Below are 14,541 nucleotides of genomic sequence, written 5' to 3'. Positions count from 1 at the left end.
CCGGCGGCTCCAGGGTGCGGCTGGGGTCAGACGACCCGGACGTTCTGGGCTTCGTCGCCCTTACGGCCGGGGCCGACCTCGAACTCGACGGTCTGGCCTTCATCGAGTGATCGGTAGCCCGAACCCTGGATGTTGGAGTAATGCACGAACACGTCGTCTCCGCCTTCACGCGAGATGAAGCCGTACCCCTTCTCGGCGTTGAAGAACTTGACGGTACCTGTGGTCAACACTTGATCTCTTCTCTCTTCGGCGATCCGACCACGTGCCGGATCGATGTGACGAGTGTAGGCGGGATCTGGGCCCAACCGGTTGTCGCGCCCTCATCTCGCCCGACCAAGACGTCGAGGGTGGCGCGACCACCGCTTGGCGAGGTTCGGCATCTGGCGTTGGTGGGTAGGAGTCTCTGGTTCGAGTAGGGGTCCAGCGATCGCCTCTCGCCCCCCTCGGGGCGACCGCTGGCGAAAGCGCATGGAGACGCCGATGTTCGCTCAACCCGTAGGTGGTGATCGGGACCATTTCACCGTTGCTGTCACACCGATCAGGATCGCCAGGTTCATGGCCGGATTCGTGGCCGTCCTGGCGGCCATGGCGGTGGTCGGTGGCGTGTTCTACTTGGCAGTGTTCGCCCTTGCCGGTGCAGTCTCGTTCGGAGAGTCGGATCTCGCCGCCGCTGTTGTCGGCGCGCCGGGAGCCGGCCACTAGCGACTGGCAACGTCGAGGGTGGCGCGTCCACGCCACCCGGCAGGTTCCGGGAACCGCATCGGGCATGCTGGGACGGTGACCTCCCAAGGCCCCGGCCAGCCGGCGCAACGCCATGTCCGCTGCACGCTCGGCTTCACCGCGATCGACCCGTCGGTTCTGGCGCTGGCGCTCGCCACCGCAGGCGGAACCCGTTCGGATGCGGCACCGTCTGGTTCGGAGTCGATGCTGGTGACCGATGGTGCCGGCGACGCCCTCCCTGTGCGCGAGATCGATGGTGGGGGCGGGCGCACCCACGTCGTGCGGGTCGACACGGGCCCCTTTCAGGTGCAGTACGAGGCGACCGTCGCCGCCCGGCCCGTGACGGTCGATCCTGTCCCGGAGGTCGACGAGGACATCCTCGTCGCGATGCGCCAGAGCCGCTACTGCCCATCCGACGCGCTCGAAGGCTTCGCTCGCGCCACCTTCCCGCCAGGACCCCCACCCGGACCCGCCCGGGCGACGACGGCCCGAACGATCGCCGCATGGGTCCACCACCGCCTCAGCTACGAGGCCGGATCGACCGGCCCGCTCGACACCTCCATCGACACCCTGCTCACCCACCGTGGCGTCTGCCGGGACTTCGCCCATCTCGCCATCAGCCTCTGCCGAGCGCTGCGGATCCCGGCCCGCCTGGTGTCGGTCTACGCCCCCGGGCTGTCGCCGATGGACTTCCACGCCGTGGTGGAGGTGTGCACCGAGTCGGGTTGGGAGATCCTCGATCCCACCCGCATGGCCCCCCGACAGTCGCTGGTACGGATCGCGACGGGCCGCGACGCGGCGGACACCGCGTTCGCGACCACGATCAGCGGTGACGTGCGCCTCGACTCGGCCGAGGTGGCAGCGGTCGTCGACGGCGACCTACCGGTCGACGATCACCTGTCGGTCGTGGCCTTGGCCTGACCCGCCACGACGGTCATGGTCGGGCCGCGGCCGCGATGGTGTAGCCGGAGGGCAGGGATGGAGCGTCGAGCGTGCTCCCCCGCGACATGACCGTCTCGATGACGGGACGGAGCCGGTCGGCCTTCGCCCGGGCACCGGCCTGCTCGCGCTCTTTGAACTCGGGCATGACCTCGCGGGCGAACAGCTCGAGCGAGTCGCAGATGTCTTCATGGCGGTTCTTTCCCGCCTGCATCACGAAGATCAGCTGATCGACACCGGCCTCCTCGTAGCGGCGCAGGTACTCCCGGATCTGATCGGGGGTCCCGGTGGCTCCTCGCAGCCCGGTCCCGACGCCCTCGCTGGCGATCTTCGCCCCGAGACGCTCCTGGGCGAGCGCGCCGCCCACGTCGGGCGAGTAGCCGCGGTCGTGGCCGCGCTCTCGGAACTCGCTCCACACGTCGGTGACCCCGGGCTGGTGGTCGCCGAACACGTAGTAGTGGGCGAGGGAGTACCCGAAGAAGTTGCCGCCCTCGAGCCCCCGCGCCACCGCCTCCTCGCTGGTGGGGGCACACATCATGGGGGTCACGCAGGCGAGGTTGGCGTTCACCTCCTTGCCGATGGGCCGGCCCGACTCGGCGAGGGTGCGGTGGTAGTCGCCGACCCACTGGCGGGCCTCCTCCGGGTCGATGAAGGAGAAGGTCAACGCGCCGATGCCCTTCTCGGCGGCCATGAGGATCGTGTCGCGACGAGAGCACGCCACCCACAACGGCGGGTGGGGCTTCTGGACCGGCTTGGGCACCACATTGCGGGGCGGCATGGTGACCCAGCGCCCGTCGACCCCGGCGAAGGGCGTCTCGGTCATGCACCGCAGCGCGACCTCGAGGCCCTCCTGCCACTGGTCCCGCTTGGTGGCGGTGTCGATGCCGAACCCTCCCAGCTCGGCGGCCGAGGACGACTCGCCCGAACCGAACTCGACCCGCCCACCCGACACGAGGTCGAGGGTGGCGACACGCTCGGCGGTGCGGGCGGGGTGGTTGTAGCCGGGAGCGGTCTGGATGATGCCGTGCCCGAGACGGATGTCGGTGGTGCGCTGGCTGGCGGCGGCGAGGAACACCTCGGGCGCGCTGGAGTGCGAGTACTCCTCGAGGAAGTGGTGCTCGACCTCCCACACCACGTCGAAACCCAGCTTGTCGGCCAGCTCGACCTGTTCGAGCGCCTGCTGGATGAGGACCTGCTCGGAGTCCTCGCTCCAGGGGCGGGGAAGCTGATGCTCGTAGAAGATGCCGAACTTCACCTCATGCCTCCCGCTGCTCGGGGTCGCCCAAGTCGAGGAACCCGTCGAGCACCTCGTCACCGTCGGACCGCTGGGCGCACCAGTGCTCGACCTCGGCGAGGAGGTTGGCGCGGTTGGCCCGCCGGTTGGGACCAAGCGATTGGGCGAGGGCGGCGTCCCAGAGCGTGGCCACCATCTCGGCGCCGGAGTAGGTCGTGCCGGACTCGCCCCGCCAGGTGCGGTCGCGCATCTCGGTGAGGGCGGTCTGCAAGTAGCCGACGTGGGGAGTCTCGTCGGCACGGATGTAGGAGACCAGGGTGCCGGCCTCACCGTCGCCGGCCACCAGGTCGGTGTCGGAGAGCCATTCCGCGGCCCAGGCGAAGGTGTGGAACGCCGAGATCTCGATGAGCAGAACTCGGATCATGAACCCGGTGATGCGCTCGAGCTCAGCGGGGATGTCGGGGGGCAGCAGTCGCTCGGGCTCGGCGGCGGCACCTCCGTACGAACCGCCGCTGGCGGGGCGGAACCCCATGCGCTGGAGCATGCCGTCGGTGTCGACGTCTGCGCTGCGGCCCTCGAAGGCCACATCGCGGGCCGCGAACCACATGTCCTTGTGGCCGGCCTCGGCCTCCCATCCCGCCTCGTCGCGTCCGTGGGCCTCGAACAGCCCCTTGCCGAGGTGCTCGACGGCAGTGCCGGCGATGCTGTCGTCGAAGTACGGCGCCATGTCGCTCGGCGACAGGTAGCGGATGTTGGCTCCGAAGCCCTCGACGGTGCCGACGCGGGTGAGGGTGGCGATGAGCGGTTCGGGCACGCCGTTGGTGATGAGGTGGCGGGCCTGGGCCACGTTGGGGAAGTGACCGGGCCAGGTTTCGAGGGGCACGTCGAGCAGCTCGGTGCCGAACAGCTCATGGTGCTGTCGCCGCCAGGCCTCGATCGCGGGGCCCCGGAACCGGGTGCGGGGCGACACGTAGGTGCCGTCGTCGGTGAACCCTCCGTGGCATCGCACCCCGCCGACCACCAGCGGCTCGGCGATGTGCTCGTCGAGCAGCAGTTCGGTCTCGGTGAAGGTCGTCTGCATCGTGGTCACTCGCATCCCCCTGCGCAGTGGCGTCCCCGGCAGCCCCAAGTGTAAACTCTGAGGTTTACACCTCACAAGCCGACTTCGGAGGCCCGGTGAGTCCCACGACCGACACCGACCGTCCCCGCCGCAAGCTGCTGACCCGCGACGAGCGCCAGGCGGTCATCTTGTCCAGCGCCGCTCATGCCTTTGCCCGCACGGGCTACTCGGCCACGTCGATGGACGACGTCGCCCGCGCCTCGGGGGTCACCAAGCTCATCCTGTACCGCAACTTCGAGTCGAAGGAGGCGCTGTACCGATCGGTGCTCGAATCGGTGTCGACCCGCCTCCGCGATGTGTTCGTCGCCGAGATGGAGGCATCACGCCGCCCCGCCGGCGCCCGTACGCTGCTCACGGTGGCCCGGGAGGAGCCCGACGGGTTCGTGCTGTTGTGGCGCCACGCAGTCCGCGAAGCCCGCTTCGCCGACTACGCACTCGGGTTCCGCGAGCTGACGGTGCAGGTCACACGAGATCTGATCTCGCCGCGGGTGCACGACCCGACCCTGCTCGAATGGGCGGCCAACGCCTTGGTGAGCTGGAACGTCGAATCGGTCCTCGCATGGCTCGAGCACGGCGACCGCGAGCGCGACGACGAGTTCCTCGCCCTCGCCCGCTCGACGGTCACCTCGATGCTCGCCACCTGGACCGATGGCTGACCTGAACCACTACCGTACGGCGTAGAGGCCGATCGAGAACAGGGGGATGATGGTCGACTTCACCAACGAACTGGACCGGGCCGACGACGAGACGATCCGCGCCGCGGTCGACCACGCCGAGATCCCGGCGCTGTTGCCGGCCCTGGCCGCGACCACCGGCGACCTCGGGCTCGTCCCCGACCACCTCCGGCCGTCGACCACGGGGCTGTTGGATCCAACCGGCGGCCTGTCACCCGAACAGCAGGCCGAAGCCCGCGAGCTGGCCGTCGGCGCCCTGCAGCGGCTTCGTGACAGCGGGGCGGAGATCGAGCCGGTGCCCGATCTCGACACGCTGCGAACCCTGCTCGAGTTCGCCTCCGGGGGCGCCCCGGTCGACGAGTACCTCGAGCTGCTGCGCGAAGAGCTGAACCTCGGCGACGACCTGCGCACGCCCGACTGGCACGCCGACCAGACCGCACCCCACCGGCCGTTCTCGGTGGCGATCATCGGGGCGGGCATGTCGGGTCTGGTCGCGGCCTACCGGCTTCGCCAGGCCGGGATCGACGTGGTGGTCTTCGAGAAGAACGACGACGTGGGCGGCACGTGGTACGAGAACCGCTACCCCGGCTGCCGGGTCGACGTGTCGAACCTCTTCTACAGCTACTCCTTCGCCCAGCGCGACGACTGGCCCGAGCACTACTCGTCCCAACCGGTGCTGCTCGACTACTTCCGGCAGGTGGCCGAAGACACCGGCGTGCGACCCCTCATCCGGTTCAACACCGAGGTCACCTCCCTCGCCTACGACGACGCCGCCAGCACCTGGTCGCTGCAGGTGGTGGGCCCCGACGGCGACGAGGAACGGGTCGAGTTCCAGGCCGTCATCTCCGCGGTCGGCCAGCTCAACCGGCCCAAGATGCCCGACATCGCCGGCCTCGGTCGCTTCGGTGGCCCGAGCTTCCACTCGGCCCGTTGGGACCACTCGGTGGACCTGACCGGCAAGCGGGTCGCCGTCATCGGCACCGGCGCCAGCGCCGCCCAGTTCATCCCGCCGGTCGCCGAGACGGCAAGCGAGGTGACGATCTTCCAGCGGACCCCGGCCTGGTTCATCCCCTCCCCGAACTACACCGATCCCATCTCACCCGAGGTGCGATGGCTGCGCCAGAACGTTTCCGGCTACGCCAACTGGAATCGCTTCTGGATCTTCTGGCGCAACGTCGAGGGTCTGCTCCCCGCGGCACGGGTCGATCCCGGCTGGGACGGCGACGCCCGGTCGGTGAGCGAGACCAACGACTTCATGCGCCAGCTCCTCACCGGCTACCTCACCACCGAGCTCCAGGACCATCCCGACCTGCTCGAGAAGGCGATCCCCGACTACCCGCCCTTCGCCAAGCGGTTCATCCTCGACAACGGAACCTGGACAGCGGCGATACGACGCGACGACGTGCACCTCGTGACCGACCCGATCGCGGAGGTCACCGAGACCGGCGTCCGCACCGCCGACGGAACGCTCCACGAGGCCGACGTGATCATCTACGGCACGGGCTTCGCGGCGTCGGACTTCCTCACCCCCATGAAGGTGACCGGGCGAGGTGGGATCGACCTGCACGAGCGCTGGAGCGGCGATGCCCGTGCCTATCTCGGCATCACCCTGCCCGAGTTCCCCAACTTCTTCATGCTCTACGGGCCCAACACCAACATCGTCGCCAACGGCAGCATCATCTACTTCTCCGAGTGCGAGGTGCACTACATCCTCGGGTGCATCCGCGAGATGCTCGAGCGGGACCTCGTCGCCATCGAGCCCACGGTCGAAGCCCACGACGCCTACAACGCCGAGGTCGACGCCCAGAACCAGTGCATGGCCTGGGGTGCGTCGTCGGTCAACAGCTGGTACAAGAACGATGCCGGCCGCATCACCCAGAACTGGCCCTTCACTCTGCTCGACTTCTGGCAACGCACCCGCAAACCCGACCTCGAGCACTACGAGGTGCAGTAGCCGCGGTGGCCGTCGCCGAGGCGGGCTGACTGCCACGGCGCCGGTCGCGGCGTCGGGACCTTCGACCCTAGGCCGGTGGGCGATGAGGCCGGGAGGATGGGACCCATGCCACTGGCGAGCAGCGGACGGGTCGCGGTCATCGGCGGAGGCATCACCGGCCTGGTGGCCGCGCGGCGACTGGCCCAGTCCGGTGCCGAGGTGACCGTCCTGGAGGCCGGCCGGCGCCTCGGCGGACAGGTCCACACCGTGCAGGTGGCCGGCCTGCCCGTCGACGTGGGCGCCGAGGCGCTCCACCTCTCCGCTCCCCAGGTCAGCGCCCTGGTCGACGAGCTCGGTCTCGCCGACCAGCTGATCAGATCGTTTCCCGGCAGTGCCAACATCTGGAACGGAGACGAGCTGCTCCCCCTCCCGGCCGGGGTCGGCCCGACCGGTCCCACCCGTCTCGGCCCGGTGGTGCGCTCGGGCATCCTGTCGCCGCGGGGGCTGGCCCGAGCCGCCTTCGAGCCCCTGATCCCAGGCGGGCTCCCCGACCGCCGGGACATCAGTGTCGGCCACTTCCTCTCACAGCGGTTCGGTACCCAGGTCACCAGCCGCCTCGTCGATCCCGTGTTGGGCAGCCTGCATGCGGGGGATGTGACCCAGCTCTCGCTGCGGGCAGCGGTCCCCCAGCTCGCCGCCGTCGCCGGCCGGCACCGATCCCTGGTCCTCGCCCGACGGGGCGGCCCGAAGCCACCGCCACCAGCCTTCGCCACCTTCGGCGAGGGCCTGGTCACCCTCATCGACCATCTGCTCGACGGCGTCGACGTCGAGGTGCGGACGTCCGCGCGGGTGTCGACCATCACCCCGGTCGAACGGGGCTACGAGGTGTCCACCGCGGGCGGCCTCGCGCTCGACGTCGACGCCGTGGTGGTCGCGCTGCCGGCGGCTGCTGCTGCATCGCTGCTGGAGCCGATCACCCCCGGGTGCGAGGACACCCTGGGTTCGGTGCGCACCGCGTCGGTGGCCACGGTCGTGGCCGTCTATCCCCGCAGCGCCACCGACAGGGTCGAGGCGATGATGGCCACCGGGTTGCTGGTACCCAGCTCCTCCGGCCGGGCCCTCAAGGCGGCCACCTTCCTCTCCTCCAAGTGGCCACACCTGCAGCCCCCTGATCACTTCCTCGTACGACTCTCGGCGGGGCGAGCCGGTTCGCCGCTCGTGGCGTCCCTCGACGACCAGCAGCTGGCCGAGGCCCTCCACGCCGACCTCGCCGAGGCGACCGGTCTGGCCGCCGACCCGACCGAGGTGCAGGTCCACCGGTGGCCCCGCGCGCTGCCACAGCTCGAGGTCGGACACCTCGACCGCATGGCCGCGGTGCGCGAACGTTTGGCCCTCCACCCCGGGCTGGAGCTGGCCGGCGCCTCCTGTGACGGGATCGGCATCGCGGCCTGCATCGCCTCCGGCGATCGGGCGGCGGCCGCCACCAGACTCGCGACGACACCGGAGGTCGTCTGATGTCCAGGCTTGCCTCTCCCGACGGCGCCGTCCGGACCACTCGCCAGGACAAGGCAGACCGACCCTTCCTCGTGATCTGGGAGGTGACCCGGGCCTGCGCGCTCGCCTGTGCCCACTGCCGTGCGACCTCGATCCCCGACCGCGACCCCGACGAGCTGACCACCGCCGAGGGGCGAGCCATGCTCGACGACATCGCGGCGTGGGGGCCTCCTCGCCAGATCGTCGTCCTCACCGGCGGCGACCCGTTCCAACGTGACGACCTCGCCGACCTCGTCCGCCACGGCGCATCGACCGGGCTGAGCATGGCACTGGCTCCGTCGGTGACACCGCGCCTCACCCGCGACGCCCTCGTCGAGCTGCGCGAAGCGGGTGCCAGGGCCGTCTCGCTCTCGCTCGACGGGGCCTCAGCCGCCACCCACGACGGCTTCCGGGGCGTCGACGGGGTGTTCGCCGCCACCTGGCCCGCAGCCCGCACCGCGGTCGAGCTGGGCTTTCGGCTCCAGATCAACACCACCGTCACCCGGACCAACGTGTCCGAGCTGCCATCGATGCTTCGCCAGGTCGTCGAGGCCGGCACCGGGTTGTGGAGCGTGTTCTTCCTGGTCAAGACCGGTCGCGGCACCGATCTCGACGCCCTCGAGCCCCACGAGGTGGAGGACGTGATCCACTGGCTGCACGACATCTCCCACCACCTCCCGGTCAAGACCACCGAGGCGCCCTACTACCGTCGGGTGGCGATCCAGCGGTCGCATCCCGACGCCCAGCAGCCCGGGAGTCGGGGCCCGGTGTGGGAGGAGCTCACCGCCCGGACACGGGAGGTGTTGGGTACCGGTACCGGCGAGCGTCGGGCCCGGCCGCCGATGGACGTGAACGCCGGGCGGGGGTTCGTGTTCGTCGACCACCTGGGCATCGTCCAGCCGAGCGGGTTCCTTCCCATCCCCGTCGGGTCGGTGCGTGAGCGCCCCCTGCGGGAGATCTATCGCGATGCTCCCCTGCTCCGGGCGCTGCGCGACCCGACGGGGTTCGGGGGCCGGTGCGGACGCTGCGAGTACCGCGAGGTGTGTGGCGGTTCGCGGTCCCGCGCCTTCGCCGCCACCGGCGACCCGCTGGCCGAGGACCCCACCTGTGTCCACGACCCCGGCGCACCCGTCGAGATCAGCTGAGCCCGAGGCGGGCGAGCAGGGTCGGCGGGGGTGACGGATCGCCCGCGGCCATCATGGCGGCCCGCTCGACGTTGACCTCGGTCCACTCCTGGCCCGGCCACTCGTCCCAGGGACCTGGTCCGACCCGGGCCGGGTCGCCGTCGGCGGCCACGCAGGCTCGCAGGTAGGCCTGCAGCTCGCGCACCTCCTCCTCTCCGCCGATGCGACCGTGCCCGGGCACGATGATCGGAGCGAGCTCGACGACCTGATCCAGCGCGTCGGCCCAGGCGGCGGGATCACCGTCGTAGGCAGCGGGCACGACCCCGAAGCTGCACATCGCCCCGGCGAAGACGATCTCGGCGCCGGGCACCACCGCCACCAGGTTCTCCAGCGCCTGCCCGGCCACGGGGACCAGCACCACCGCCGGGGTCAACGCAGCCGCCTCGGTGACCACGTGGGTGACGGTGCGGGTACGGAAGTCGTCGCCGAACTGGGCGACCGATGCCGGGAACAACCGGCGGAAGACCTCGACGTTGGCTGGTTGATCGAGCATGGCGCTGGCGTGTTGGGTCCCATAGATCCCCGCCAGCCGGAAGCGGGACGTGCCACCGCTGAACTCGACGTGGCTGCTGGTGAGCACGACCCTGGGAACGGGACGACCGATCGCCTCGACCGCCCCGGCGAAGTCCTCCCACTGCGAGGCGACCATGAGGGTGTCGACCACGGTGATGCCGTCGTCCTCCACGATCGCACCGGCGTTGGTGCGCCCGTGGCCGGGATCGTCGGCGAGCCAGGCGTAGACACCCGGCGCCAGCCCGGCGAGGGGGTCGGTCCGGTTCAGCGGCGCACCAGTAGACGCAGCACGTACCAGAACATGGTCATGATCGAGGCGAACAGGCCGGCCGCAGCGGCCACGTAGGCCTCCTCGGGGAAGGTCCGGAGGGCCTTCTGGGTCTGGTAGAGGATCGCTCCGCCGGCGAGACCGATCATGGCCACCGAGAACCAGGTGCCGAGGTTCATACCGAACAGCACCGCGCCGACGATGGCCAGAAACGCCAGACCGAAGCCCCACATGATGATCGGCCGCAGGAAGCTGAGGTCCTTCGCGGTGGTGAGGCCGATGACGCTGAGGATCGCGAACCCGATGGCGGTGATGACCGCCGCGTTCACCACCGGCGCCGCACCCTGGTAGGTGAACACGTAGTAGAGGAACGGAGCGAAGATCACCGAGTAGGCACCGGCGATGGCGAACAGACCCATGTACTGCTTCGCAGGGTTGTCGAGCGCGGCGGTGGCCTGAGCGGCGAACCAGTTCACGACCATGAACGCGCCCAGCAGCAGCAGCCAGGAACCGCCGCTGTCGCCAACGAAGAAGAGCTCGAACAGCATCTCGGCCACGCCCCCGTTGAACAGGGCGACCTCGATGCCGATGAACACGGCCAACGCCAGGGCGATGTGCTGGTAGACCTTGATCATGAACGCCCGGCGGCGATCGTCGGCCAGCGAGACGACCGGCGTGGGGGTGGGAGTTGGGGCACCTGCGTACACGTGAGACCTCCGCCTCATGTTCTGCGAACGATCACCGTTCTACCAGGTCGAAGGCGAAAACCAGCGGTCAGGACCGCCCACTGAGGAGCGAAGGATCTACCCCGGCGTCGCGAAGGTGCAGCGGGGCCCGGTCGCCGCTGCCAGTCGCTGGTCCACGGTGGCCAGAGGCGCGCCGAGTTGCTCGGCCAGGGCCACGTAGGCGGCGTCGTAGGTGGTGACGTTCTCCCGAAGCTGCCAACACCGTTCGGCCAGCGGGGCGTATGGGAACAGCTCGATGCGCAGGGCGAGGAGATCGCCGTGGGCGAGCGCCGCGGAATCGGTGGTCAGCTCACCCGAGAGCGTGGCACGGCGCAGGATGTTGGCCGCCTCGATGGGCATGTGGTGCGGCGCGGCCAGGACATGGCCGTCGAGGATGTCGGCGGCCCAGTCACCATCGCTGCCGCTGTCCACCAGGGCCGCGACGATCACGGACGCGTCGACGACCAGGGTCACCTGCGGTCGTGGTCGCGGTGGGCGAGGATCTGGGCGGCTGACAGCCGACTGCCCGTACGGCGAGTGCGTTCGCGCACCTGGGCCATGAGCACCGCCGGGTCGGGCCGACCGGCCAGTTCGGTCAGCTCCGAGCGCAGGTACTCCTGCAGGGACCGGCCCGACAAGCGCGCGCGGGCGGCGAGCTCGTCGCGAACCTCATCCGGTATGTCGCGGATCGTGATGGACGTCATGCATGCATTATGCATTCGTCGGCGATGATCTGCAATCACCGAGTGCTCCGCCTGCCGCTGCGCCACCGACGGACCGACGGGATGCCCCAGCCGAGCTCAGACGGCCGACACGGATCCAGCCTCGCCATGGCTGTCCGGGTCGTGGGGGCCGTGGCGGTCCTCGCGCGACGGCGGCACCAGCGCGACCAGCAGGGCAGGGACGGCCGAGGTGAGCAGCGCCTCGGGACGACCCAGGCGGGTGGCCAGCACCCCGAACAGGCTCGGCCCGATGACGAACCCGGTCGCGACGAACACGATGGCCAGCGTGAATCCGGTGGTGGGGCGGTCGTGGAAGACCTGCTGACTCCACATCACCAGAAACGCGAACCCCGTGGTGAAGCCCACACCGAACATCGCCGCCGACCCCAAGGCGGCGACCACCGAGCCGGGCGCGACCAGCAGCACCAGGCTCGATCCACCCACCAGGACGAGCATCACCGCCAGCGGCCCGCGCAGCCCATACCGGTTGGCGATCCCGCCACCGAACACACCCACCGCCGCCCCGGCGATTCCCAGGGCCGCCCACATCGCCGGACCGGTCCAGCTGGCCAGCCCGGCGGCCTGTGCCGTGTCAGGTGCGTACGCGAAGTAGGCACCGGAGGTGATCGACACCCCCAAGGTGACCGCCAGCAGCCGCACCGACCGGGGGTTGAAGAACCACCGGAGCCGGAGCCGTGCCCGGTCGAGGGCCGGATCCGCCGGGACCGGCGCCAGCACCCTCCAGGCCGTCGCAGCTGCCACCAGCCCAATCGTCGCGAACGCCCACCACACGGCCCGCCATCTGTCCCCGGCCACCAGCACGAGGGCGCTGGCAACCATCAGGCCGACCGGAGAGCCGGCATTGACCAGCGCCAGGGCACGCCGACTCCCGGACGGCGGGACCTGGTTGTGGACCACATCGGAGAACGGCGCCCACGCCCCGCCGGCGCTCGTCCCCGCCGCCGTGATCCCAACGGCCAGCAGCACCGGGCCCGGCGCAGACGCGGTCATGGCCGCGCCGACCGCGAGCAGCAGGCACCCCGACACCACCGGTACACGAGGCCCGAAACGGGCCGTGAGCACGCCGGTGATCACAGTGGTCACCAGGTAACCGGCCTGGGCAGCGCTGGCATAGAAGCCCAGCACCTCCAGTGACAGGCCGAACTCCTCCCGGAAGGTCGGCACGAACAACCCGTACGCCTGCCGGCCGATGCCATAGGTCGCCACCAGCGCCAGCAGGCCCGCAATCCCCACACGGGAGCTCTGGCTGATGCTGATGACCGGTCGGTTCCGGCCGAAGCCGTGGGTCAAGGTGCAGGCGGAGCCAGCACCGGCCGACCGCCTGCTCCTCGCTTCGATTCGTACATGGCGTCGTCGGCCCTGGCCATCAGCGACTCTGCCGACTCCTCGCCAGCAGTCCAGGCCACACCCATGCTGGCGCGGATGGCACGGAGGCGGTCGTCGGCGGCGGGACCCGGTTCGAGTGTCGCAGCGACGCGACCGGCGGCAGCGAGCGCGTCGTCGACACCACCGACATCGGGGCAGACGACGAGGAACTCGTCGCCTCCGAGGCGACCGACGACGTCGCGGCCCCGCACCGCCCCGGCCAGGCGAGCTGCCACCTCGGCGAGCACCTCGTCGCCGACCGCGTGTCCGAACGAGTCGTTGACCGTCTTGAACCCGTCGAGATCGATGAAGATCGTCGCGACACCCGTAGCCGCGACACCACCCGGCCCGGCCGCGAGCACCGCCGCCTCGAGTGAACGGATCGTCGACTCCCGGTTGTGCAGCCCGGTGAGCGGGTCGAAGGTGGCCCGGATCTCGAGGTTCTCACGCAGGCGCGCCCGCTCGGTGACATCGGAGATGCAGCAGATGAACCCGTCCGGCGCACCGCCGTCCCCGGACAGGCTCCGCAGGACGATCTCCGCGATCAGCGGGTGAGTCCTGCCGGGGACCGAGAGCAGGACCTCGATGTCCTGGTCCCCGCCCCGCAGCGAGGCCTCCAGAGCCGAGGCCAGCTCACCCCGGCGCTCGGGATCGGTCGCGGCGAGCAGCGGTTCGACCATCTCCACGCCCGCTCCGAACAGCTCGCCCACCAGGCGGTTGCGGTAGACCACGCGCCCGTCGCGGTCGAACTGCACGATGGCTTGGGGCAATGCCTCGGCCAGGCGGTCGAGCAACCGCTCGCGTCGTCGGATCTCGTCCTGGGCCTCCACCTCGAGGGAGATGTCGACGAGCCCGAGCCGCACCTCGGGCTGTTCCGGGTCCGCCAACCGGTTGGTCATCGATGCCTCGAACCACTTCCAGCCGTCGCCGAAGCGGCGACGGAAGCGCAGACGATGCACCACGTCGGGGTTGGCCAGCATCTCTGCCCAACCCAGACGTACCCGGTCGTAGTCGTCGGGGTGCACGACCTCCATTGACAACGAGCCGACCGACCGCTCCTCCGCCGGGTCGAGGTCGTCGCGTCCTGCGGTGTCGACCCAGAGCACCCGGCCAAGGTCGTCGGTGCCGAGATGGGTGACCCGAACGGGGACGACGTCGCGCGCCGCGGTGGCCGGCGGGGCCGACGCGCCGGAGGCAGGGACCTGCAGGCCGAGATAGACCTTGCGGCGAGCGATCGTGTCGAACAGATAGGACTCGACCGGTGAACCGTCGGCAAGGAAGAGATGGTCGCAGACCACGCCGGTGGGGGCGACCCGGTCGATGGCGGTGAGCGCGGCCGGTCGCGAGTCGGGGTGGAGCAGGTCGAGCGCGGCCACGGGACCGTGGACCTCGAAACCGGCCTCGACCAGGTCGGCGATCCCAGGATGTCCGGGCTCGACGACCGCGTAGTTGCCCGGCTCGATGGCGAGGACGGTGGCGTCGGGGTGGAGCGCGAGCAGGTCCTGGATCTTGGCCTCGAGTTGCTCGTCCGAGTAGCGCTCGCTGCTCATGTGTCTCCCCGTCGGAAACCGATCCGACCTGAACAGGATA

The 14,541-nt window shown here is 70.1% G+C and carries 15 protein-coding genes; 6 read left to right on the top strand and 9 right to left on the bottom strand.

The window, feature by feature from the left end; genetic code table 11:
* Positions 1-26 precede the first annotated feature (26 nt).
* Positions 27-227 carry a cold shock domain-containing protein gene (locus U5K29_07345; GenBank protein MDZ7678351.1) on the bottom strand — a complete coding sequence of 67 codons (201 nt, stop codon included), beginning with the start codon at positions 225-227 and terminating at the stop codon, positions 27-29.
* Positions 228-555: 328 nt separating this feature from the next.
* Between U5K29_07345 and U5K29_07340 the strand changes: the two genes are divergently transcribed.
* Positions 556-702, top strand: coding sequence for a hypothetical protein (locus U5K29_07340; protein ID MDZ7678350.1), 147 nt, complete (start codon positions 556-558; stop codon positions 700-702).
* A 75-nt stretch (positions 703-777) separates the two neighbouring features.
* Positions 778-1,641 carry a transglutaminase family protein gene (locus tag U5K29_07335; GenBank protein ID MDZ7678349.1) on the top strand — a complete coding sequence of 288 codons (864 nt, stop codon included), beginning with the start codon at positions 778-780 and terminating at the stop codon, positions 1,639-1,641.
* 13 nt (positions 1,642-1,654) lie between these two features.
* Here the strand turns inward: U5K29_07335 and U5K29_07330 are convergent, their stop codons facing one another.
* On the bottom strand, positions 1,655-2,914 hold the full coding sequence (locus U5K29_07330; protein ID MDZ7678348.1) for an LLM class flavin-dependent oxidoreductase: 1,260 nt from the start codon (positions 2,912-2,914) through the stop codon (positions 1,655-1,657).
* 1 nt (position 2,915) lies between these two features.
* Entirely contained in the window at positions 2,916-3,983 is a 1,068-nt protein-coding gene (locus U5K29_07325; GenBank protein ID MDZ7678347.1) for a hypothetical protein, read from the bottom strand.
* 86 nt (positions 3,984-4,069) lie between these two features.
* Between U5K29_07325 and U5K29_07320 the strand changes: the two genes are divergently transcribed.
* The 4 genes from U5K29_07320 (at position 4,070) to U5K29_07305 (ending at position 9,298) form a co-directional block, all read left to right on the top strand.
* Positions 4,070-4,669 (top strand): helix-turn-helix domain-containing protein, encoded by a 600-nt coding sequence (locus U5K29_07320; protein ID MDZ7678346.1) that lies wholly within the window; start codon positions 4,070-4,072, stop codon positions 4,667-4,669.
* Positions 4,670-4,715: 46 nt separating this feature from the next.
* Positions 4,716-6,641 (top strand): NAD(P)/FAD-dependent oxidoreductase, encoded by a 1,926-nt coding sequence (locus U5K29_07315; GenBank protein ID MDZ7678345.1) that lies wholly within the window; start codon positions 4,716-4,718, stop codon positions 6,639-6,641.
* 105 nt (positions 6,642-6,746) lie between these two features.
* A complete protein-coding gene (gene hemG, locus U5K29_07310) occupies positions 6,747-8,135 on the top strand; it encodes a protoporphyrinogen oxidase (protein MDZ7678344.1) in 1,389 nt (462 codons plus the stop codon).
* Positions 8,135-9,298: a TIGR04053 family radical SAM/SPASM domain-containing protein gene (locus U5K29_07305; protein ID MDZ7678343.1), complete on the top strand. Its 1,164-nt coding sequence runs from the start codon at positions 8,135-8,137 to the stop codon at positions 9,296-9,298. Before hemG ends, U5K29_07305 begins: the two co-directional genes overlap by 1 nt.
* On the opposite strand, the gene U5K29_07300 is transcribed toward U5K29_07305, so the two are convergent.
* The 6 genes from U5K29_07300 to U5K29_07275 all read right to left on the bottom strand — a co-directional run bounded on the left by U5K29_07300 (position 9,291) and on the right by U5K29_07275 (position 14,501).
* A complete protein-coding gene (locus U5K29_07300) occupies positions 9,291-10,022 on the bottom strand; it encodes a hypothetical protein (protein ID MDZ7678342.1) in 732 nt (243 codons plus the stop codon). The genes U5K29_07305 and U5K29_07300 overlap by 8 nt on opposite strands.
* 92 nt (positions 10,023-10,114) lie before the next feature.
* Positions 10,115-10,825: a Bax inhibitor-1 family protein gene (locus U5K29_07295; GenBank protein MDZ7678341.1), complete on the bottom strand. Its 711-nt coding sequence runs from the start codon at positions 10,823-10,825 to the stop codon at positions 10,115-10,117.
* Positions 10,826-10,921: 96 nt separating this feature from the next.
* Positions 10,922-11,317: a type II toxin-antitoxin system VapC family toxin gene (locus U5K29_07290; protein ID MDZ7678340.1), complete on the bottom strand. Its 396-nt coding sequence runs from the start codon at positions 11,315-11,317 to the stop codon at positions 10,922-10,924.
* On the bottom strand, positions 11,314-11,547 hold the full coding sequence (locus U5K29_07285) for a hypothetical protein (protein MDZ7678339.1): 234 nt from the start codon (positions 11,545-11,547) through the stop codon (positions 11,314-11,316). Before U5K29_07285 ends, U5K29_07290 begins: the two co-directional genes overlap by 4 nt.
* Positions 11,548-11,643: 96 nt before the next feature.
* Positions 11,644-12,819, bottom strand: coding sequence for an MFS transporter (locus tag U5K29_07280; GenBank protein ID MDZ7678338.1), 1,176 nt, complete (start codon positions 12,817-12,819; stop codon positions 11,644-11,646).
* Positions 12,820-12,872: 53 nt separating this feature from the next.
* Positions 12,873-14,501 carry a diguanylate cyclase gene (locus U5K29_07275; protein MDZ7678337.1) on the bottom strand — a complete coding sequence of 543 codons (1,629 nt, stop codon included), beginning with the start codon at positions 14,499-14,501 and terminating at the stop codon, positions 12,873-12,875.
* Positions 14,502-14,541: the final 40 nt, after the last annotated feature.

This window comes from Acidimicrobiales bacterium, from assembly GCA_034521975.1.
Classification (GTDB): domain Bacteria; phylum Actinomycetota; class Acidimicrobiia; order Acidimicrobiales; family SKKL01; genus SKKL01.
This window is presented reverse-complemented; position numbering and strand designations above follow the sequence as displayed.

Bases quoted from the DNA above. Each gene is read 5' to 3' on its own strand.
- U5K29_07340 (MDZ7678350.1), top strand. From the start codon at position 556: ATGGCCGGATTCGTGGCCGTCCTGGCGGCCATGGCGGTGGTCGGTGGC.
- U5K29_07275 (MDZ7678337.1), bottom strand. From the start codon at position 14,501: ATGAGCAGCGAGCGCTACTCGGACGAGCAACTCGAGGCCAAGATCCAG.
- U5K29_07315 (MDZ7678345.1), top strand. From the start codon at position 4,716: ATGATGGTCGACTTCACCAACGAACTGGACCGGGCCGACGACGAGACG.
- hemG (MDZ7678344.1), top strand. From the start codon at position 6,747: ATGCCACTGGCGAGCAGCGGACGGGTCGCGGTCATCGGCGGAGGCATC.
- U5K29_07285 (MDZ7678339.1), bottom strand. From the start codon at position 11,547: ATGACGTCCATCACGATCCGCGACATACCGGATGAGGTTCGCGACGAG.
- U5K29_07305 (MDZ7678343.1), top strand. From the start codon at position 8,135: ATGTCCAGGCTTGCCTCTCCCGACGGCGCCGTCCGGACCACTCGCCAG.